Source organism: Microbispora corallina, from assembly GCF_016863035.1.
GTDB lineage: Bacteria > Actinomycetota > Actinomycetes > Streptosporangiales > Streptosporangiaceae > Microbispora > Microbispora corallina.
Window position 1 is genome coordinate 17461 of sequence record NZ_BOOC01000040.1, and the last position, 19610, is coordinate 37070.

At 67.4% G+C, this 19610-nt stretch carries 21 protein-coding genes and 1 tRNA gene; 12 read left to right on the forward strand and 10 right to left on the reverse strand.

The genetic code is table 11. The features are described 5' to 3' along the window. Positions 1-93: 93 nt before the first annotated feature. On the reverse strand, positions 94-612 hold the full coding sequence (locus Mco01_RS32125) for a phospholipase D-like domain-containing protein (RefSeq protein ID WP_239104062.1): 519 nt from the start codon (positions 610-612) through the stop codon (positions 94-96). Between the two features lie 39 nt (positions 613-651). Continuing rightward, positions 652-828 (reverse strand): helix-turn-helix domain-containing protein, encoded by a 177-nt coding sequence (locus tag Mco01_RS39390; protein ID WP_239104063.1) that lies wholly within the window; start codon positions 826-828, stop codon positions 652-654. Positions 829-987: 159 nt separating this feature from the next. On the opposite strand from Mco01_RS39390, the gene Mco01_RS32130 reads away from it, so the two are divergent. From Mco01_RS32130 to Mco01_RS32140, 3 genes are read left to right on the forward strand one after another with little or no spacing between them, the layout of a single operon-like run. Continuing rightward, positions 988-1341, forward strand: coding sequence for a hypothetical protein (locus Mco01_RS32130; protein WP_204060605.1), 354 nt, complete (start codon positions 988-990; stop codon positions 1339-1341). A gap of 33 nt (positions 1342-1374) precedes the next feature. Then, positions 1375-1815 carry a GntR family transcriptional regulator gene (locus Mco01_RS40535; RefSeq protein ID WP_344056811.1) on the forward strand — a complete coding sequence of 147 codons (441 nt, stop codon included), beginning with the start codon at positions 1375-1377 and terminating at the stop codon, positions 1813-1815. A 57-nt stretch (positions 1816-1872) separates the two neighbouring features. Beyond that, positions 1873-2454, forward strand: a complete 582-nt coding sequence (locus Mco01_RS32140; protein WP_275410636.1) for an HD domain-containing protein — start codon at positions 1873-1875, stop codon at positions 2452-2454. Positions 2455-2552: 98 nt separating this feature from the next. On the opposite strand, the gene Mco01_RS32145 is transcribed toward Mco01_RS32140, so the two are convergent. From Mco01_RS32145 to Mco01_RS32155, 3 genes are all read right to left on the reverse strand, one after another. After that, a complete protein-coding gene (locus Mco01_RS32145; RefSeq protein WP_204060606.1) occupies positions 2553-3551 on the reverse strand; it encodes a hypothetical protein in 999 nt (332 codons plus the stop codon). Positions 3552-3724: 173 nt separating this feature from the next. Then, a complete protein-coding gene (locus Mco01_RS32150) occupies positions 3725-4201 on the reverse strand; it encodes an NUDIX hydrolase (RefSeq protein ID WP_204060607.1) in 477 nt (158 codons plus the stop codon). Between the two features lie 2 nt (positions 4202-4203). Then, on the reverse strand, positions 4204-4944 hold the full coding sequence (locus Mco01_RS32155; RefSeq protein WP_204060608.1) for a helix-turn-helix domain-containing protein: 741 nt from the start codon (positions 4942-4944) through the stop codon (positions 4204-4206). A 150-nt stretch (positions 4945-5094) separates the two neighbouring features. On the opposite strand from Mco01_RS32155, the gene Mco01_RS32160 reads away from it, so the two are divergent. Further along, complete coding sequence (locus Mco01_RS32160; protein ID WP_204060609.1) at positions 5095-5313, forward strand: hypothetical protein; 219 nt, start codon at positions 5095-5097, stop codon at positions 5311-5313. 177 nt (positions 5314-5490) lie between these two features. On the opposite strand, the gene Mco01_RS32165 is transcribed toward Mco01_RS32160, so the two are convergent. Then, on the reverse strand, positions 5491-5844 hold the full coding sequence (locus tag Mco01_RS32165) for a GntR family transcriptional regulator (protein WP_204060610.1): 354 nt from the start codon (positions 5842-5844) through the stop codon (positions 5491-5493). Positions 5845-5950: 106 nt separating this feature from the next. Between Mco01_RS32165 and Mco01_RS32170 the strand changes: the two genes are divergently transcribed. From Mco01_RS32170 to Mco01_RS32190, 5 genes are all read left to right on the forward strand, one after another. Further along, positions 5951-6292: an SCO3933 family regulatory protein gene (locus Mco01_RS32170; protein WP_204060611.1), complete on the forward strand. Its 342-nt coding sequence runs from the start codon at positions 5951-5953 to the stop codon at positions 6290-6292. 7 nt (positions 6293-6299) lie between these two features. Further along, a complete protein-coding gene (locus Mco01_RS32175) occupies positions 6300-7625 on the forward strand; it encodes an FtsK/SpoIIIE domain-containing protein (protein WP_204060651.1) in 1326 nt (441 codons plus the stop codon). Between the two features lie 90 nt (positions 7626-7715). Then, positions 7716-8896 (forward strand): IS3 family transposase gene (locus tag Mco01_RS32180; RefSeq protein ID WP_372445003.1). Its coding sequence is split into 2 segments (ribosomal slippage): positions 7716-7965 and positions 7965-8896, totalling 1182 coding nucleotides; the frame shifts between segments, so codons are not numbered across the junction. Positions 8897-9128: 232 nt separating this feature from the next. Continuing rightward, positions 9129-10286: a tyrosine-type recombinase/integrase gene (locus Mco01_RS32185; protein ID WP_239104064.1), complete on the forward strand. Its 1158-nt coding sequence runs from the start codon at positions 9129-9131 to the stop codon at positions 10284-10286. Positions 10287-10779: 493 nt separating this feature from the next. Further along, a complete protein-coding gene (locus tag Mco01_RS32190; RefSeq protein WP_239104065.1) occupies positions 10780-11910 on the forward strand; it encodes a toxin-antitoxin system HicB family antitoxin in 1131 nt (376 codons plus the stop codon). Between the two features lie 426 nt (positions 11911-12336). Here Mco01_RS32190 and Mco01_RS32195 read toward each other — a convergent pair. Beyond that, a tRNA-Ser gene (locus Mco01_RS32195) sits at positions 12337-12425 on the reverse strand. Positions 12426-12513: 88 nt separating this feature from the next. Continuing rightward, on the reverse strand, positions 12514-15138 hold the full coding sequence (locus Mco01_RS32200) for a nucleotide-binding protein (RefSeq protein WP_239104066.1): 2625 nt from the start codon (positions 15136-15138) through the stop codon (positions 12514-12516). A gap of 114 nt (positions 15139-15252) precedes the next feature. Between Mco01_RS32200 and Mco01_RS32205 the strand changes: the two genes are divergently transcribed. Further along, a complete protein-coding gene (locus tag Mco01_RS32205; protein WP_204060613.1) occupies positions 15253-16215 on the forward strand; it encodes an NAD(P)H-quinone oxidoreductase in 963 nt (320 codons plus the stop codon). 67 nt (positions 16216-16282) lie between these two features. Next, positions 16283-16813, forward strand: a complete 531-nt coding sequence (locus tag Mco01_RS32210) for a bacterial proteasome activator family protein (protein ID WP_036324951.1) — start codon at positions 16283-16285, stop codon at positions 16811-16813. 30 nt (positions 16814-16843) lie between these two features. Here the strand turns inward: Mco01_RS32210 and Mco01_RS32215 are convergent, their stop codons facing one another. After that, the gene (locus tag Mco01_RS32215; RefSeq protein WP_204060614.1) at positions 16844-17638 is read right to left on the reverse strand and encodes an HAD family hydrolase; all 795 of its coding nucleotides are present in this window, start codon (positions 17636-17638) and stop codon (positions 16844-16846) included. A 240-nt stretch (positions 17639-17878) separates the two neighbouring features. On the opposite strand from Mco01_RS32215, the gene Mco01_RS32220 reads away from it, so the two are divergent. Further along, a complete protein-coding gene (locus Mco01_RS32220) occupies positions 17879-18082 on the forward strand; it encodes a cold-shock protein (RefSeq protein WP_030511000.1) in 204 nt (67 codons plus the stop codon). Between the two features lie 211 nt (positions 18083-18293). On the opposite strand, the gene serS is transcribed toward Mco01_RS32220, so the two are convergent. Beyond that, on the reverse strand, positions 18294-19559 hold the full coding sequence (serS, locus tag Mco01_RS32225; protein WP_204060615.1) for a serine--tRNA ligase: 1266 nt from the start codon (positions 19557-19559) through the stop codon (positions 18294-18296). Positions 19560-19610 lie beyond the last annotated feature (51 nt).

Genomic DNA, 19610 nt, shown 5'->3' on the forward strand with positions numbered 1-19610 from the left:
GGCTGGCCGACCGGCGCGCGGCGCGGGCCGCCGTAGGCGGGCCGCTTTAATGACGAGAAGATAAGTTGCTTTCAGCCGAGGCGACGGGCTCGGTCACTGGCTGCCGTCGAGCGCCTTCCCGATGGTCCAGACGCGTTCGAGGCTGGTGACGTATACGGCGGCACTGTCCTCGTCCTGGATGGTCGTGAGGTGGATGACGGGCGCTTGGGCTGCTGGTGTGGCATAGGCATGAACGTTGACGAGGAGATCGTCGTCCGCGCGGTAGATCGAGTTGTACAGCACAGTCTGGTGTAAGCGGATTTCGACGCCGTCGACCTCGGCGAGGGGTCGGTAGAGGGTGAGGGCGTTGCGAACCCGGGCGGCCATGACGTCTGCGCCGATGCCTTCCTCGGTTCCTCGGGCGGCAACTTCGGGACTGTCGGGGTTGCCGAGAAGGATGCGGACCTTCACGCCTTGGCGGGCTCGGCCGGCGAGGAGGCGGATGATGCCGGTGTCCTCGGCGAGGAACAGGCTGCTGTAGGTCAGGATTACGATTTCACGGCTGGCGGCCTGGAACAGGCGGCGCCAGACGGTCTGCGGGACGGCCCACCGGTGGGCGTAGACCGCTTGCACCTCCCGAGAAATGGTCCGCCGCGGTTGGGTGACGTCGGGTCACAGGTCGCCTTCGTCGAGCTTGAGGAGGTCGGCGATGGCCCACCGGTGGCGCGGGTAGGGGGTACGACCTTTGAGCCAGCGGTCGACGGTTTTGGGGTCGACGCCTAACGCCGCGGCGACGTCGACAGCTTGGAGTCGGGCGGTGGCGAGGGCCTGGCGGAGGGTCTCGCTCATGGGGGGCGCCTCCTGTTGTCGGCTCTGGCAGGCACGGTAGCACAAGACGTCCCCAGACGTCCCTTAGTCGTGGTGGAGAGGTTCCTTTCCTCGTCAGAAGCTCGTTCGACATGGGCGCAACGCACGCGCCGCAACCGCCGAGGCGAAGGAGCGTCGGACATGAAGCCGATGAGGCCGATTCAGGAAAAGCAGCGGGCCTACCAGGAGCAGCTCTTAACCGAGCTGCGGGAGGCGCTGGAGTCGCGCGCGATCACGGCGGTGTCGATCGTGGACGCCAGCGACCGCCCCGGTGTGGATGTAACCGACAGCCGGTTCCGGCCACGACGCATCTACGTCCATCTCGCGTTCTTATGGTTCTACTGGGGCGACCAGCCGGACGAGCGCGTTTCCTGCCTGCGGATCGATCACGCAACCGACACGATTGAGAAGGCCGCGCGGGACGGCTGGCATGAAGGCCCGCAAGGCGAACTTCACGTGGACCTGAGCAAGGTTCTCGATGCCCACCGCATGTGAGATGAGCGAGGACTGGCTGACCGGCGGGCGGATTTGGGCCGGCTCGCAGACCAGCTGCGCGAGCGCATCACCACCGGCGTCTATGCGGCAGGAGCGGCCCTGCCGTCTGAGGCGGCCCTGTCGGCGGAGTTCCGCGTCGCTCGCAACACCGTCCGTCGGGCCTGCCGCGGCTTGGAGGCCGAAGGGCTGATCGTGACCGTCCCGTCCCGGGGACGGATCGTGCTTGCCGATGGCCATGCGCCGGCCACGCTACCGTACCGGTATCAGATGATCGCGCGAGACCTGCGCAGGCGTATCGAGCAGGGCGAGTTCGGCCCTGGCATCGCGCTTCCCAGCGAGGCAGAGCTTCGCTGGTTGTACGAGGCGTCACGGAACACGGTGCGGCAGGCGTTCGCGGAACTGGAACGGGAGAGCCTGGTCGTCTCCGTGCAGGGCAAGGGACGGTTCGTCCGCCACAAGACCGAGACGTCCTAGGACGTCTTCTCATGGGGTGTAGGGTCGCGCGTACGTTGTGCCCCTATCGTCGATGGCGTGGGACACGCTGAGTGGGCGCGCGACCTGGCCCGACGTCTGCTGGAGACGCCGCTTTCCCGGCGGTGGGCACACACGCAAGGGGTCGCCGCGCGGGCGGCCTCGCTCGCGCCGATCCTCGGCGACGAGGTCGACACACTGACCGCCGCCGCCTACCTCCATGACGTCGGCTACTCCCCCGAACTGGTCGACACCGGCTTTCACCCCCTTGACGGCGCCCGCTACCTGCGAGACGTTGCGGGCGTCGACCAGCGGCTGTGCTGCCTGGTCGCCCATCACTCCTGTGCCGTCAACGAAGCGACCGAACGCGCACTGGCCGACGTGCTTCGGGTCGAGTTCACCCCCGAGCGCGAAGGCTTGACCGACGCACTGACTTACTGCGACATGACCACCGGTCCGGATGGCGGGCACCTTGATGTCACAGAGCGCTTGGCCGAGATTCACTCGCGGTATGGCCCAGAGCACCTGGTCAGCCGCTCAATTGGAGTCTCAACTCCGTGCATCCTAACGTCTGTGAGTGCGGTGAAGAAAGCTTTGCGACAAATCGGGAATGCGGCTATCCAAGGCGGCGAGACAGTTTGAGTGTACTACTGGGTAGATAGGCGTCCTTCATCGCGTGAGGTGAAAGGCCGGAGAGCGGTACACGCCTCCTGCGGGGCGCTTCCTGCAGTATTTGCAGGTTACGTGAGCGCGGACTCTATAATGTCGACAATCGCTGCGTCGCTTGTGGCAAACGCGATTCGGCGGATATCTGCCATCGCCGCCGGGCACGACGCTCTTACCATCTCCAAGGCATTCGCGAATCTCCGATCTTCGGTTAGAAAAACATCGCAGTCAATTAAGTACGCGGCGAGTTGGCCATCACGGAGGTCGCTCTGCTTTATCCTGCCCATGATTTGAGCGGTCGCAATGGCCCACCGGATCCAGTTCCGCGGCATGTTGGCGCTGTCGACATCAAATAACCAGAAGCGCGTGAAGTCTGCCCAATCACGTGTAACACGTTCCGGCCAAAGGTAGGGGTGAATCCAGTCGGCAAGCGTTGTATCGCCAGCTCCCACCTTACTGATGAGAGCCGTCGTTAGTCCCATGCGGTAGACATCCCGAGATTCGACGCGCCATGGTTCAACCGGCTGCCGTTCTTCCCAGCCGAGCACATAATCGTCCGGCGCCTCGTCGGTGGGCGTCGCAACCATGCCCTTTAGAGGGCCAGCGTGAAAGTTTTGAGTGATACGGCTATCCCTGTTGGCCTTCAGTCCCTGATAAACTGCTTGCTCAAGGCGCTCGCTGGATTCCATCATCGACTGTCGCTGTGCTACATAACGGGCGGGGTTGCGAGCCACTGCTCGCCAGATCTGGTGGGTCCAAAACGTGCGTAGGGCCGCCGGCTCCCCAGGCAACGGAATCTGTCGGACCCATCTAGGGCGTACTCGCTTGGCCTCTGCCACCATCTCCGCGCATTCCATATCCGCCTCGGTACGAAGCCGTACCCATTGCTTGGAAGTCAGTGCCGAGACGTTGGCAGTGAGGCGTTCCAGATTGGAATCCCGAAGCATCTCAAGGAGAGTCGCTGGCGGAGTACAGACCTTCCAGCCACGGGCGGCCGACCAGCGCTCGAGGGCAGTCTTGCTGCCGGTCCTGGCGATTGCTGCCCACACGTTGTTATCCATGATCAATCGCACAGAGACTCCTCTTGTATCTGAGCCACACGCCGACCTGGCACCCCCAAAACGCGGGATAGTGCTCGGACCGCGAGCCGTATGCTCCATTCTGAGCCAAGGCGCCTGTGAGAGAAGTTTTATCCCAAGTTGGGGATCGGACGCTTCCTCCGTACGAAGGGAAGAGAGCGATTCCACTAACCGATGTATGGCTGGGCGGTGCCGGTGAGGTAGTGCCCGATCCGTAGGGCCATTGAGCGGTCCATCGGCAGGGCCTCGACCTGGTCGCGGGGTACCCAGCGAACTTCGGTCGACTCGCTGCTCGGGGTCGGTTCGCCGCTGACGGCGCGAGCGGTCAGGACGATGGAGAACTCCTGCCGGGCCTCGCCGTTCGAGGTGTAGAGGATCACATGCTTGGGGTCGGTGTACGAGCCGACCAGGCCGGTGATCTCACAGGTGATGCCGGTCTCTTCGAGGGTCTCGCGTACGGCGGCCTGGGGGAGGGACTCGCCGAGGTCGATCGCACCGCCGGGGACAGCCCAATTATCGTTGTCGCTGCGGCGGATCATGAGGATGTCCCCAGTGTCGTTGGTGACGACGACATTGACCGACGGGACCAGGCTGTTGGGCGCGGGGGCGTCAGGGTCGTCGTAGAAGTCGATCCGGCGAGACACGGTCAGGACTCTACCGGCGTGGCTTCCTCCCAGACCCGTTCGAAGCTGTCCACGTACGTCGTGACCATGTCCCCGCCGACGACCTTGCGCAGCTGCAGGACGGGGGCGTTGCCCGCGGGTGTGCGGTACACGTGGGTGTTGACGAGAAGCTGGTTGTCTCCCCGGTAGATCGAGTTGTACAGAACGGTTGTGTGGAAGCGGATCTCCACCCCTTCGAGGCTGCGGATCGGCTTGTACAGCACGAGGACGTTGCGGATCTTGGCGGCCATGCCGTCGTCAATGCCTTCGTCCGCGCCGCGCTGGGCAACCTCTGGGCTGTCGGGGTCGCCAAGCAGGATCCGCACCCGGACTCCGGCGCCGGCCTTCTCGCCGAGCATGCGCATGATGCCCGCGTCGTCGGCGAGGAACAGGCCGCTGTAGACGAGGATGCCGATCTCGTTTTGCGCCTGGGCAAACAGACGTCCCCAGGCGTCCCGGGGGACGGCCCAGCGGTGCGGGTAGACGGTGACGATCTCGCTCTCGGATGCGGAGGCGACCTGTTCTCGGGTCAGGGCCTCGGGCCACAGGTAGCCCTCGTCCATGCCGAGGTGGGTGGCGACGGCGTACCTGTGCTTTCGGTACGGTGCGCGGCCTTTGGTGATCCACCGCTCGACCGTCTTGGGGTCCACGGCGATGGCTTCCGCCAGGTCGGCGATGCTCACTCCCCGTTCTAATAGGGCCGCGCGTAGTCGCTCGTTGGCCATTTCACCTGCCGCATCGGGACGTCCAGGGACGTGGCAATCGTAGACGGGACGTCTTGAACATGTCCCGTCGTGTAGTGATTTCGTCCTGTCCTTCTCCCGCAATCTCGGTGTCACAAGGCACCACGACCTGCGGCGAAAGGAGAAGAGACCATGACACACACCACGATCACTCCCAGTGAGGAGGCCCCGGACTGCGACTGCGGGGCGCTGCTGAAGCAGGGGCAGACCCGCTGTAGCAAGTGCCTGGCCCGTGACCGCTGGGCCCGGGGCGATAAGGCCCGGCGCCATGCCGCCAAGCGCCGCGCCCTGCCCCGGCGTCTCTCGCGCGTCCCGCTGAGCGCCGCCGCGAGCAGGGTGAGCTGGTCATGAGCACGGTGCCCCTGATCATCGCCCTGGCGCTCAGCGCGGTCATCGCCGTCGGCTTCGTAACGGTCTCTGTCGGTATGAAGCGGGAGGACAAGGCCATGTTCCGCGGCGCCGCCTGTGGTGACCCTTCGGCGCGCCTGGCCCGGCACGTCACCGGGTTATACGCCCGGAACGGCGGGCCTACGTCTCGGATCGCTGAGACAACGTCGCTTCGACCCGTGCCAGGCGTTCGGCCAGGTCCTGGACGGCGGTGCGTAGCTCGATGACCTCACTCGCCAAGTCCGCCGCCGCGTGCGCCGCATCCGGGACGTCTTCCCGGACGAACACGCCCTTGCCCTGCTGGCCGATGACCAGGCCCTCGTTCCGCAAGATCCCGACCGCGAGTTTCACGACACTGAGCGAGGCGTCGTACCGGGTCGCGAGCTGGGCGGTCGACGGCAACGGCGCGCCCGGCGGCAGAGATCCGCTGCGGATCTGCTCGCGCAGATCGTCGGCGATCTGGAGGTAACCGGGCCGTCCCGTCTTCTTGACCATCGCCCTTATCTCAGCACAGCAGCACGACCAAGCCAACCACGAGAACATTGACAACCAGGTCAACCTAGTTAACTATGTTGGCCACGAGGCTAAGGAGGTCCAACACATGCGCACCATCCCGATCCCCGTCGACGTCACCAAGCTCCAGTTCGTCTGCGTCCGCGCACCCCGCCCCCGCGTCCTCAACCAGGACACCGGCGAGATCAAGACCGACAAGAACGGCAACACCGGCTACGAGATCGTCCTGTCGGTGGAGGACGAGTTCAGCCGGATCGAACTCGTCAAGGTCGGCACCTCCGGCGAACCGCAGGTCACCGCCGGGCAGGACGTGACCCCGGTCGGCCTGGTCGGCTATGTCTGGGAGATGTCCCGGGGCGGCGAGGCCCGCTGGGGCATCAGCTACCGGGCCACCTCGATCCTCCCCGCCGAGATGGCCGCCCGTGCGTGACGCCCTGATGCCGCTGCTCGCAGGCTTGGCCGCTCTTGCGGCCGGCCTGTGGGCCTGGCGGCGCTTCCACTACCGGTCCTACTGGCCGCTCGTCGGCTTCCCGCTGATGGCCGTCACGATCTGGGCGACCTGGCGCAAGGTCGCCCTCGGCTGCGGCCTGACGAAGAAGCGGCAACGCTGGTGGTTCACCACCGTCCCCGGCGCGATCGCCTCAACCGGGCTCGTCAAGGTGCGGCGGCGCTTCCAGCGGGTCGCGGTCGACACCAAGCCCTTCATGGGGGTGCCGTTGCCGACCCGGCACGGCTGGCGCGTCACCGTCCACACCCTGGAAGGACAGATCCCCGCCGACTACGCCCAGGCCGCCGAGCGGCTCGCGCACTCGTGGGGTGTCCACGCCGTACGGGTCTCTTCCCCGCGGCCCGGCCGCGTGGTCCTGGCCGCCACTGTGCGGGACCCGCTCATCCGGCTCGACCACCTCCCGGCCTCGGGCGAGCTCCTCACCGTCCACGTCGGTCGGCTGGAGACCGGCGGTCTGTGGACGCTCGACTTCCGCACGGTGCCGCACTGGATCAACGCGGGCGCCACCCAGTCGGGCAAGTCCAACCTCGCGAACGCCCTGCTGGTCGGGCTGGCGCCGCAACCGGTCGCGCTGGTCGGCATCGACCTCAAAGGCGGCGTCGAGTTCATCCCGTACGCGCCACGCCTGTCCGCGCTGGCGACCACGCGGGCCGAGAGCGTGAGCCTGCTGGATGACCTGGTGGCGTTGATGGTCGACCGGATGGGGCTGTGCCGTACGGCCGGCGCCCGCAACATCTGGCAACTGCCGCCCGGCGTGCGCCCGGTCCCGGTCGTGGTGCTGGTTGACGAGCTGGCCGAGCTGTACCTGATGGCCGACAAGTCCGAGAAAGACGAGATCGCCCACACCTCGACCGCGCTGCTGCGGGTGGCCCAGCTCGGGCGGGCGTTCGGCATCTACCTGTTCTGCTCCGGCCAGCGGATCGGCTCCGACCTCGGCCCCGGCGTCACCGCCCTGCGCGCCCAGTGCTCCGGGCGGATCTGCCACCGAGTCAACGACCCCGAGACCGCGACCATGACCCTCGGCGACCTCGACCCCGCCGCCCTGGTCTCCGCCCGCGCAATCCCCGCCGAAACCCCTGGCGTCGCAATCGTCGCTAGCCAGGACGGCCAGTGGTACCGCGCCCGCTCCTTCTATGTCGCCGAACAGATCGCCGAACACGCCGCCCGCACCTACGCCCACATCACCCCCGACTGGGCCGACATCGTCCGGCCCTCCCGGGACGGGGCCGACCTGCCCGACCTGCTGTCCGCCTGACCGAGAAAGGGGGTAACGATGCGATGATGTTGCCCCGGTCTTGTGGACACCTGAGTGCTTGGGACGATATGTCCCGGGAGGAGTTCACAAGTGCCGATGTCACGTCCGCCGTACCCGCCGGAGTTCCGGCGGCAGATGGTGGAGCTGGTCCGTGCCGGCCGGACGCCGGAGGAACTGGCCAAGGAGTTCGAGCCGACCGGGCAGTCCATTCGTAACTGGGTGGTCCAGGCTGAGCGCGATGAGGGCCGGCGCGAGGACGGTCTGACCAGCGCGGAGAAGCAGGAGCTGGCCCGGCTGCGGCGGGAGGTCCGTCAGCTGCGGGAAGAGCGGGAGATCCTCAAGAGGGCCGCGGTTTTCTTCGCTCGGGAGACGGATCGGCCGAGATGAAGTACCGGCTGATCGACGCGGAGAAGACACGCTACGGCGTCTCCTTGCTGGCCCGGGTGCTGGGTGTGTCGCGCCAGGGCTACTACGTCTGGAAGAACCGCGGCCCCTCCGCGCGGGCCAGGCAGGACGAGGCCTTGACGGACACGATCACGAAGATCCACACCCGATCGCGGGGAACCTATGGTTCTCCGCGTGTGCATGCCGAGCTGCGCCATGAGTTCGGAGTGCGTATCGGGCGCAAGCGGGTGGCCCGGCTGATGCGCGCCGCCCGGCTTGAGGGGGTGCATCGGCGCCGCCGGCGCGGGCTGACCCGCCGTGACCCCGCGGCGAGTCCGGCTGAGGATCTGGTGAAGCGGGACTTTACCGCGGCGGCGCCGAACCGGACCTGGACGGCCGACATCACCTACGTGCCGACCGGCGAGGGGTGGCTGTATCTGGCCGTCGTGCTGGATGTGTTCTCCCGGCGGATCGTCGGGTGGGCGATGGCCGATCACATGCGCACCGAGTTGGTCATCGACGCCCCGGAGATGGCGATCTGGAACCGTCGGCCCGCTCCCGGGCTGATCCATCATAGCGATCAAGGAAGTCAATACACGTCGCTGTCGTTCAGCCAGCGATGCAGGTCAGCGAGCATTCGCACGTCGACCGGGACGGTCGCCGACTGCTTCGACAACGCCGTCACCGAGAGCTTCTTCGCGACGTTGGAGACCGAGTTGCTCGACCGGCATCACTTCGCCACCCGCGCCCACGCCAAGGCCGCCTGCTTCGACTTCATCGAAGGGTTCTACAACCCCCGCCGCCGCCATTCGACCCTGGGCATGCTCAGCCCTGCCGAGTACGAACGCCGGCACGACGCCGAACAAGACCGTTACGCTGCCGCATAGCCGCAAACCCCGACCTGTCCACACAACCGGGGCAACTTCAGTCAAGCTCTGGGAAGTCCGGCGGAATCAGTCCAGCAAGACTGCCCCCTACGAGGTTCGCTGGAAGGTCGGCGGCCGCCAGAAGTCGAAAACGCTGAGGACGAAGGCCCTGGCCGAAAGCTTCCTGTCCGACCTCCGGCAGGCGGCCAAGCGAGGTGAGGCGTTCGATACGGAGACCGGGCTACCCGCGTCCATGTCGAAGGCGAAGAACGCCATCACCTGGCTCACTCTCGTCTTGGCCTACATCGACATGAAGTGGCCTCACGCTGCGGCGAAGACGCGCGACAGTCTTACCGACGCTCTCGCCACGGTGACCCCGGCACTCGTCGACGAAAACACACCCGGTAAGCCGGACGAGCTGGTCCTCAGGGAAGCACTACGCCAATACGTCCTTCCTCCGGCATCTCGGCAACAGCCTCGTCCGGTTGGCATCGCAGCTGCCGTGACGTGGCTTGAGCGTCACTCACTTTCTGTAGCCGACCTAGCCAAGGTTCGGAACGTACGACTCGGCCTGGACGCGCTGACGACTCGGCTCGACGGCGGGGCGGCTGCGGCCACGACGATCGCCCGGAAGCGCTCGGTCTTCTACAACGTCTTGCAGTACGCCGTAGACCTCGAAGAGCTGCCCTCCAACCCGATCGACAAGGTGAAGGCGTGGAAGCCGCCCAAAGTCCGCGAGGTTGTGGACCGGCGGGTCGTAGTGAACCCGGCCCAGGCACGGGAGCTGCTCGCCGCGGTGACCTATGCAGGCCGCCTCGACCGTGGCCGGCACCTCAGTGCCTTCTTCGCCTGCCTCTACTTCGGTGGCCTCCGGCCCGCTGAAGCGCTCGGCCTCCGTATCCAGGACTGCCACCTTCCCGAGTCTGGATGGGGCCGCCTGGTCCTCTCGAAGTCCAAGCCCCAGGCGAACAAGCGATGGACGGACAGCGGAGAGGCGCACGACGATCGCGGCCTGAAGCACCGTGCACAGGACGAGGGCCGTCCCGTGCCGATCCCCCCGGAATTGGTGACCATCCTCCGAGAGCACATCGACGAGTTCGGCGTCCACGATGACGGGCGCCTCTTCCGAACGTCCCGAGGCGGTGTGATCTCCATCGGGACCTACTGTGAGGCGTGGCAGAAGGCCCGGACTCTGGCGCTGATCCCGGAACAGGTCGCATCGCCGTTGGCGGCTCGCCCGTACGACCTGCGCCACGCTGCGGTTTCGCTCTGGCTCAATGCCGGCGTGGCCGCTCCGGAGGTCGCCGTACGCGCGGGGCACGGGGTAGATGTGCTGCTCAGGGTCTATGCCAAGTGCATAGACGGCGGTGCAGAGATCGCAAACACAAGGATCGGTGAGGCACTGGGGTAGAGCCAGGGGGGCGACATCCTCTCCGCGCGAGTTGTTCCACGCGGCACCGCATCCAGGCCGAGCATCAGCCCCGTTCTGACGGTAAGCAGCCTTTCAGCGCTGTCACCACATGCGATGCACGACCGTCGCTTGACACCACATACGGTGACGGTATGCTAGAGTGAGTACGAGGAGTAACGTTAGGCGCCGTATATGGTGCCGCATCACACTAGTTGGTAAGTTTGTGATTAAGAGGCGTGGATGTGCCCAGAATGCGCTGAAGCGCGCCGCCGACTGCTCTACATCCGTCGCAATCGGCGCGCTAACAGTCCAGACGATCTCGCCGATGCGTGCCGAGCGTGCGGATATGAGATCGATAAGAATCGAGGAAAGGGATCGCATTGGTGCGCGCTTAGGCCCGGCCAACGTCCAATAACTATTCCTACCGGTCGCAATCCGGTAGGGCCACGATTAACGACACAAATTTTGACGATCTTGGAGGAAGTGCTCGACCTTGGCTGCCCACATCGGGACTAGGTCCCTCTCACTTGACGAGCTTTGCTCGCTTCCATGGACCCGTGAGATCGTCCCCGACGGGGACGGCTTCTTCGGCCGTATTCAGGAATTGGAGGGATGCATCAGTGAAGGCTCGACGGCAGAAGAGGTTCTAGAAAACCTTCAAGATGCACTTCGATGCTGGCTCGAGGTAGCCATCGAACAAGGAACTCCGATTCCAGTACCAAGGTCCGACCTTGAGGACTTCAGCGGACGCTTCTCTGTCCGTGTGCCTCGTACACTTCATCGTGCATTGGCTACTCGGGCCGAGCGCGAAGGTGTTTCTTTGAACCAGCTCATCACATTGCTGCTCGGCACCTCTACAGCCAAGGCCGATGACGGTCTTAGCAATACACGCTCCCACGAAGACATGCCCGTTACAGATGTCCACGAAGAAATCGCTGCCGACGCGGTGCGGGAAGACTCGCAAGGAATCGGTGCACTTAAAGGAATCGCAACCTGGCTTCGTAACCGTGGAGATATCAACCTTGCCAGCGTCCTGTACGCGCTCGCCGGCGATCGAGCCGCCGCACTCACCGGTGATCAGCATGCCGCAGCCTCCGATTTCGGCATGGCAGGCGCGCTGGCTCGTCGCCACCGTCGCATGCGTCTTGCTGAGGCGCTTTGGCGTGAAAGCATCTCGCGTGACCCCACAAACATTCGCTCAAGGTCAGCACTCGGACAACTCCTTCAACGCCAGGGGCGCTTTACGGAATCGATCGAGCTTCTAGAGTCTGTTGCAGACGTCGACAACTACGCTCAGCTTTCTCTAGGCTGGAGCCTGCTGCACCAAGGCCTGGCTACTGAGAATGACGAAAGCACAGACAAGGGGTTGGCGCATTTTGTAACTGCAATGCGCCGCTGGTGCGCCTATGCAAATCGAGCACAGCTCTCACCCTGGCTTCGACAGCTCGCACGGCTCAACGCAATGGGTCCACGATTCTCCAACGAGGTTGATCACCTGCTCTCGTTCGCGAATTCCAATGCTAATTGGGGGAAGGTAGTCCGGGGCAACTTGGATGCCGTAAGCCTTGGAGACGAGGCGAGTGAGGACGCGTACGAACAGGAAGCTTTGCAGGGCATAACTTGAAGCTTTCAGCACGGCAGCGGCGCTTGATCAATCTCTGGGCGGCACTATTTCCCAATCGTCTCGGCAAAGGTGATCAGCACCGCCCGCGTGAGGTGGCGTAGGCCACAAAGACGCCGATCTCGCAGATGGTGTTTTTGCCTGGCGGTGCCGGTGTACTGCCGCCGCACCATACAGAGGAACGTCGTCCTCTCGAGTCGGTGTCGTCACCGACCAGCACCACGTTCAGCGTGTGCTTTCTGGCGCACGTCGCCGGTGTCCAGCGGTCCTGTGACGCGTTATGGATCGCAGCGTCGTCCATCCCGCGAATATCCCGCGGGCAGCGGCCGAGAGCTGCTCTTGGTGGCTTACGGCTGCGCACGGCTGGAACGATCAACGGCGTCTGGACCGAGCGAATTCGCTGGTCGGACGCCGTTTTGGCTGGTTGAGCGGAGAGCGTGGGATTCGAACCCACGAGACCGGTCACCCGGCCTAGCGGTTTTCAAGACCGCCGCCATCGTCCACTAGGCGAGCTCTCCCGGACGCCTCGTCGGCGCCACGTGCAGCTTAGTCTCTCACCGCCCCGGGCGTACCCGGGACGGTGATCGAACGCGCTGCGGAACGGGGCTACAGGTGATCGGGGATCTCCGAGAAGCGGCGCTCCGTCAGGGCCTGGGGGCCGGCGAAGGCGTCGCCGACGGAGGCGGCCAGGCGGAGGTACGCGTCCCGGGTGGCCTCCTGGAGCCGGTCGAGGTCGATCTCCGCGCCCTCCTCCAGGTGGGGGTCGTACGGCACGCGGACGACGGCGCGGCAGCGGGCGGCGAAGTGGGCCTCCAGCCTGTCGAGGTCCACGGTCGACTTCGACCGCGGCCGGACACTGCACAGCACGACCGTGGCGGCGCGGACGAGGTCGCCGTAGTGGTGGGCCTCCAGCCAGTCGAGGGTCGCCGAAGCGGCCCGGGCGCCGTCCACGGACGGTGAGCTGACCAGCACGATCTGGTCGGCCATGCCCAGAACGCCCGACATGGCCGAGTGCAGCAGACCGGTGCCGCAGTCGGTGATGCAGATGGAGTAGAAGTTCTCCAGCACCTGGGCCACCGCGTGATAGTCCTTGGCGCTGAACGCCTCCGACACCGACGGGTCGCGGTCGGAGGCCAGGATCTCCAGGCGGGACGGCGCCTGGGAGGTGAAGGCCCGGATGTCGACGTACCGCTTGATCTGCCCGCGCTCGTTCAGCAGGTCGCGGACGGTCGCGGAGGTCTCCAGCTCGACCTTGTCGGAGAGCGTTCCACGGTCGGGGTTGGCGTCGACGGCGATGACGCGGTCGCCGCGGACCTGGGCGAGCGTCGCGCCGAGGCCGACCGTGGTGGTGGTCTTGCCGACGCCGCCCTTCAGGCTCAGGACGGCCACACGGTGGTGCCCGCTGGCGACCGGCGTACGGGCGCGGTTGACCAGCTCACGACGGCGCCGCACCTCCGGCGGCTCACCCGGCTTGATCAGCCCGGCGGAGGCCTTGTAGACGATCCGCCGCCAACCCGCGGCGGGAGCGTTCCTGCGGCCCTTCAGAAGGGTGACCGGGTCGAGGCTGTCGGCGTTCGGCTTGCCGCTCGTTGAACGCGAGGGCGCGCTGAACGCCGCGGCCGGCGGCGCCTGCCGCCTGCGCGGCTGGTACGGCTCCCGCTCGTCGGCGACTCCGCGGTCCCGCTCCGCCGCCGGTCCACGATCATGCTTGACGGCCGGCCCGTGGTCCCGGTCGACGACCGGGCCGCGATCGCTCGCGTCCCGACCACGATCCATGCCGCCGCTGTGATCGCTGCCCCGGTCGGTGTCGAACGGCCGGCGCTCGGCCTGTGGGGCGCCGACGCCGGCACCCTGGTCGTACGGCTTGCGCTCGTCGGCCGCCAGGTCCTCTCGCAGGGACCCGGCGAAGGCGTTCTCGCTCCGCGGAGCGACCGCGAACGGAGGCTCCACAGGCCCGAACGACGACTCCGCAGACCCGAACGACGTCTCCGCAGGTGCAAAAGACGTCTCCGCGAACGGCGTCTCGGCCGGCCCGAACGACTGCTCCGCAGACCCGAACGGCGTCTCGGCGGGCGTGAATGGCTCCGGCTTGTCGGCCGCAGGCGCGGACTCCCGCGGGTACGCGGGCTCCGCCCTGGCCGACTCCACGGGGACGGCCGGCTCCAGCCAGCCGCGCAGCGACCGCTCTTGCGAGGCCGCCTCGTCCGCGTCGCCGTAGGGGTTGGCGCGGGCGTCCCCGTCCCCGAACGCGCCGACGTTGTACGCGTCGGTGTCCCCCGGGGACTCGCCGAACGCGCCGCGCGACCGCTCACCCCCAGACGGGTCCGCGAACGGCGCCTTGCCCAGGGCCCCGGGCGGCGAGGTGGGGTAGTCGTCCTCCTCGGGCTCGTCCGCCCTCCGGGACTCCTCGGCCCTCTCCTCGGCCGTGCCCGCGGCCTCTGTGGCCTCCGCGCCCTCGAACGGCTCGCGCCGGGCGGCGTCGCCGTCGGACGGCTCCCGTCCGGACTCGTCGTCCGTCCCGGCGCCAGACGCGTTCGCGCCGCCTCGCGGATCGGACTCGCCGCCCCGCTCCGAGCCGCCCCGCTCAGGGCCGCCCCGCTCAGGGCCGCCCCGCTCAGGGCCGCCGCGCGACTCCAGGCCGCCGAGCGGCTCGCGCCCGCCGAAACCCGGCTCGTCGCGGAAGGCCTTCTCGCCGCCGAACGCGTCGCGGCGCGGGTCGCGATTGCCGAAAGCGGGCTCGTCGTGGAAAGCGGTCGTGGCGCCGAACGGATCCGGCGTGCCGTACACGGTCTCACCCCCGGCGGAATCCGGCTGACCGAAAGCGGTATCCCGGCCGAATCCCTTGTCGGAGCCGAAGCCGTACGGGGAGTCCTGGCCGCCGCCGAACGCCGTCTCCCGGGACGGGCCGTAGCCGGCGTCCGCGAGGCGTCCGCGCCCCTCGGAGGTGTCCGTGTCGCCCTCCGCCACGGGGGAGCCGTACACCGACTCGACCGCGCCGCGGAACAGGCCGCCGGACGCCGGCTCGGACGGTACGAGGCTCCAGGGGTCCTTCGGATACGGCGAGGCGATCTCGGGCTCGGCGGGCGCGGGAGGGGGCGGAGGGGATGCCAAAGAGGCGGACGTCACCGCGCTGACCGCGATCTCCACCTCGTCGGGCATCTCCTTGATCGCGTCGAGCCACGCGAGCTGATCCTCGAGAGAATGGGGATCCTCACGATCATGTCTCGCCACCGTGTACCCCCTTGGGACGGGCTAATGGGGCAGCAAACACAATGCAGATTAGCGCCACGTAATACGGTGAATGCGGGCAACCGCCGAGTTCTCCGCCACGATACTTTAGGTCACATGCGTGCGATCGTGATTTCGGAACCGGGCGGACCTGGGGTTTTGGTCTGGCAGGAAGTCCCGGATCCCCGTCCCGCCAGGGGTGAGGTCGTCATCGATGTGGCCGCGTCGGCGGTCAACCGGGCGGACCTCCTCCAGCGGCAGGGCTTCTACCCGCCGCCTCCGGGGGCGTCCGAGATCCCCGGGCTGGAGTGCTCCGGCGTGATCAGCGAGATCGGGGAGAACGTCGAGGGCCTCCGCGTGGGCGACCAGGTGTGCGCCCTGCTGGCCGGCGGCGGGTACGCCGAGAAGGTCGCCGTACCGTGGCAGCAGGTGATGCCGGTGCCGGACGGCGTCCCGCTCGCCGAGGCGGCCGCGCTGCCGGAGGTCGCCTGCACGGTCTGGTCGATGGTGTTCATGGCCGCCCGGCTCCGCAAGGGCGAGACCCTGCTCGTCCACGGCGGCGCGAGCGGCATCGGCACGATGGCGATCCAGTTGGCCAAGGCGTTCGGCTCCAGCGTGCTCGTGACGGCCGGGTCGGCGGAGAAGGTCCAGCGGTGCCTGGACCTCGGGGCCGACGAGGGCGTCAACTACCGCGAGGAGGACTTCGCGGAGCGGTTCAGGGGCCGGGCCGACGTGATCCTCGACATCATCGGCGCCAAGTACCTCGCCGGGAACCTCGACGCGCTCGCCATCGGCGGACGGCTGACGGTGATCGGCATGCAGGGCGGCACCCGCGGCGAGCTTGACCTCGGCACGCTGATGGCCAAGCGGGGCACCGTCCACGGCGCCGGGCTGCGCACCCGCCCGGTCGACGACAAGGGCGTCATCTGCCGCGGCGTGACCGAGAACGTGTGGCCGCTGGTCGCCGCCGGGGCCGTCCGGCCGGTCGTGCACGCCACGGTGCCGATGGAGGACGCCGCGCAGGCCCACCGCCTGCTCGAACAGGGCGAACACATCGGAAAGATCCTGCTGACGCGGTGAGCTAGGTTGGATCCGGTGAGCACGCGGTGACCCACCGGATCCCGGAATCAGGAGTTGTCAACCATCCATGAACGCAGACGAGAGCACCCCACAGATCGTGGTCGTGGGGCCCCAGGGCCTCTCGGTCTCGGGCACGAACGGCAAGAAGGGGGAGCAGGAGGAGCGATCCGTCGCCGAGCTGGTCGAGCAGCCGGCGAAGGTGATGCGCATCGGCAGCATGATCCGCCAGTTGCTCGAAGAGGTTCGCGCGGCCCCTCTCGACGAGGCCAGCCGGCTGCGGCTCAGGGAGATCCACAAGAGCTCGATCAAGGAGCTGGAGGAGGGGCTCGCCCCCGAGCTGGTCGAAGAGCTGGAACGGCTCTCGCTGCCGTTCAGCGACGACAACGGCGCCGCCCCCAGTGACGCCGAGCTGCGAGTGGCCCACGCCCAGCTGGTCGGCTGGCTGGAGGGGCTGTTCCACGGCATCCAGACCACGCTGTTCGCCCAGCAGATGGCCGCCCGCGCCCAGCTGGAGCAGATGCGGCGCGCCCTCCCCGGCGGCGTCGCGCAGGGTCCGGACGACCAGGGGCACCGGGGCGCCGGCGGGCCCTACCTGTAGAGCGCACAAGGACCGGGTGCTCAGAAGGCCTCAGAAGAGCGTCTCGAGCACCCGGGCCACCCCGTCGTCGTTGTTGGCCGCCGTCACGTGATCGACGGCGGCCATCACGTCGGGATGGGCGTTCGCGACCGCGTACGACGTGCCGGCCCAGGTCAGCATGGGCAGATCGTTCGGCATGTCGCCGAACGCCACCACCTCGGCCGGCTTGATCCCCCGCTCCTCGGCCAGCGCGGCCAGCGCCGACGCCTTCGTCACGCCGTACGCGCTCATCTCGATCAGCGCCCGGCCGCTGGAGTGGGTGGGGGTGACGATGTCGCCGACCAGTTCGAGTGCCCGCAGGTGCAGCTCGTCGGGGTTCATCGACGGGTGCTGGGCGAGCAGCTTGGCGCAGGGCCGCGAGGTGAGCGTGGCCGCCCCCACCTTCCGGCCGGAGACCTCGTGGGAGTCCCAGCCGCCGAGGGCGAAGTCGGACTCATGGGCGAAGCCGCCCTCGTACTCCACGGAGAACCTCAGGCCCGGCACGCGGTCGCGCAGCCGCCGCACGGACTCCTCCAGGATGTCGGGGGCGATCAGGTGCGCCTCGACGATCTCCTCGGTGTGCAGGTCGTAGACGAGCGCCCCGTTGGCGCAGATGGCCAGCCCCCGGTGCCGTACGGCTCCCGCGACGGTGTGCATCCAGCGGGGCGGGCGGCCGGTCACGAACACGAGCGTCCCTCCGGCGCGCTCCACGCGCGCGAAGGCGGCGGCCGTTCGAGGGGAGATCGTTCCGTCGGTGCGCAGAGCTGTGCCGTCGAGGTCCGTGGCGACGAGGCGGGGGCAGGTCATGACAGGTTCCAGTGTGCACCGTGACGGCGCCGGTCACCGACTCGGACGTCCACAGGTCGAGAAATCTCGGCCTTACGTGGAACACCAACGGGCTACATAGTGTTAGATGTGAAGGCGTTGTATTAGCTGTTCCCGTAGCGAAAACCAGTTTGACTGTATGAGCCACCCGGGGAGCTGTGCGACACACCCGGGGTTCACGAGGTGTGGACCCCAAGATTCACTTCCTTAGGGAGAGCAGTAATGGCTCAGGGAACCGTCAAGTGGTTCAACGCTGAGAAGGGCTTCGGCTTCATCGCACCGGACGGCGGCGAGCCCGACGTGTTCGTGCACTTCTCCGCGATCACCGGTAGCGGCTACCGCAATCTGGAGGACGGCCAGCGGGTCGAGTTCGAGGTCATCGCGGGCCCGAAGGGTCCGCAGGCGTCCAACGTCCGGGGTATCTGACCTGACTTGACGAAGGGCGGGGTCCGCGCGGCGGGTCCCGCCCTTCGCACGTCCGGACGGTCCAGTGGGGCCCCTCACAAGGGTTCCTGCGAGCCCCTCGCGGACGCGCACGAGGTGCCCCGCGTGCCCCTCAGGGCCCGCACAACGGCCCCTGGACGGCGAACGGCCGGCGCCCCCTCCCCGGGGTGCCGGCCGTCGCCACAGGCACGGGCTAGCGCGAGACGGGCTCCAGGACGTCGAGCCCCACGTACGGCCGCAGGGCCTTGGGGACGACGACGGAGCCGTCGGCCTGCTGGTGGTTCTCCAGGATGGCCACGATCCACCGGGTGGTCGCGAGCGTGCCGTTCAGGGTCGCCACGTGCTGGGGACGGCCCTCGGCGTCCCGGTAGCGCACCCGCAGCCGCCGCGCCTGGAAGTCGGTGCAGTTGGACGTCGAGGTGAGCTCCCGGTAGCGGCCCTGCGAGGGGATCCACGCCTCGCAGTCGAACTTCCTGGCCGCCGAGGTGCCGAGGTCGCCCGCCGCCGTGTCGATGATCCGGTACGGCAGCTCGACCTTCTCGAGCATCTCCTTCTCCCAGGCCAGCAGCCGCTGGTGCTCCTCGTGGGAGTCCTCCACGCGGCAGTAGGAGAACATCTCGACCTTGTCGAACTGGTGGACGCGGATGATGCCCCGGGTGTCCTTGCCGTACGAGCCGGCCTCGCGGCGGAAGCAGGACGACCACCCGGCGTACCGCATGGGCAGCGCGCGTGAGTCGAGGATCTCGTCGGCGTGGTAGGCCGCCAGCGGCACCTCAGAGGTGCCCACGAGGTAGAGGTCGTCCTCGGGGAGGCGGTAGATCTCCTTGTCGTGGGCGACGTGGAAGCCGGTGCCCTGCATCGACTCCGGCTTCACCAGCACCGGGGTGATCATGGGCGTGAAGCCGGCCTCGACGGCCTGCTGCATCGCCATGTTCAGCAGCCCGAGCTGGAGCCGCGCCCCGACGCCCTTCAGGAAGAAGAAGCGGGCGCCCGACACCTTCGCGCCGCGCTCGATGTCGATGGCGTCGAGCAGCTCGCCCAGCTCCACGTGGTCGCGCGGCTCGAAGTCGAACGACGGCTTCTCGCCGATCTCCTCGAGGACGACGTAATCGTCCTCGCCGCCGGAAGGGGCGCCCTCCTCGACGATGTTCGGCACCGACAGCAGCAGCTCGTCGAGCTCGCCGGCCAGCCGGTCGGCCTCCGCCTCCGCGACCTTGACCTGCGCCGCCAGGTCCTTCGCCCGGTCGAGCAGCGCCTGGCGCTCGTCCCCGGACGCGCGGGACACCGACTTGCCGATGCTCTTCTGCTCGGCGCGCAGAGACTCGAAGCCGTTCAGCGCGGAGCGACGGCGCTCGTCGAGGCCGAGCAGCCTGTCCACGACCGAGTCGTCCTCACCACGGGCGCGCTGCGACGCCCGGAGCCGGTCGGGGTCCTCACGAAGGGTTCGCAGGTCAATCACGGATCAAAGGCTACCGGAGCCGGTACGGCTCCCGCCCATCACAACGAGCCC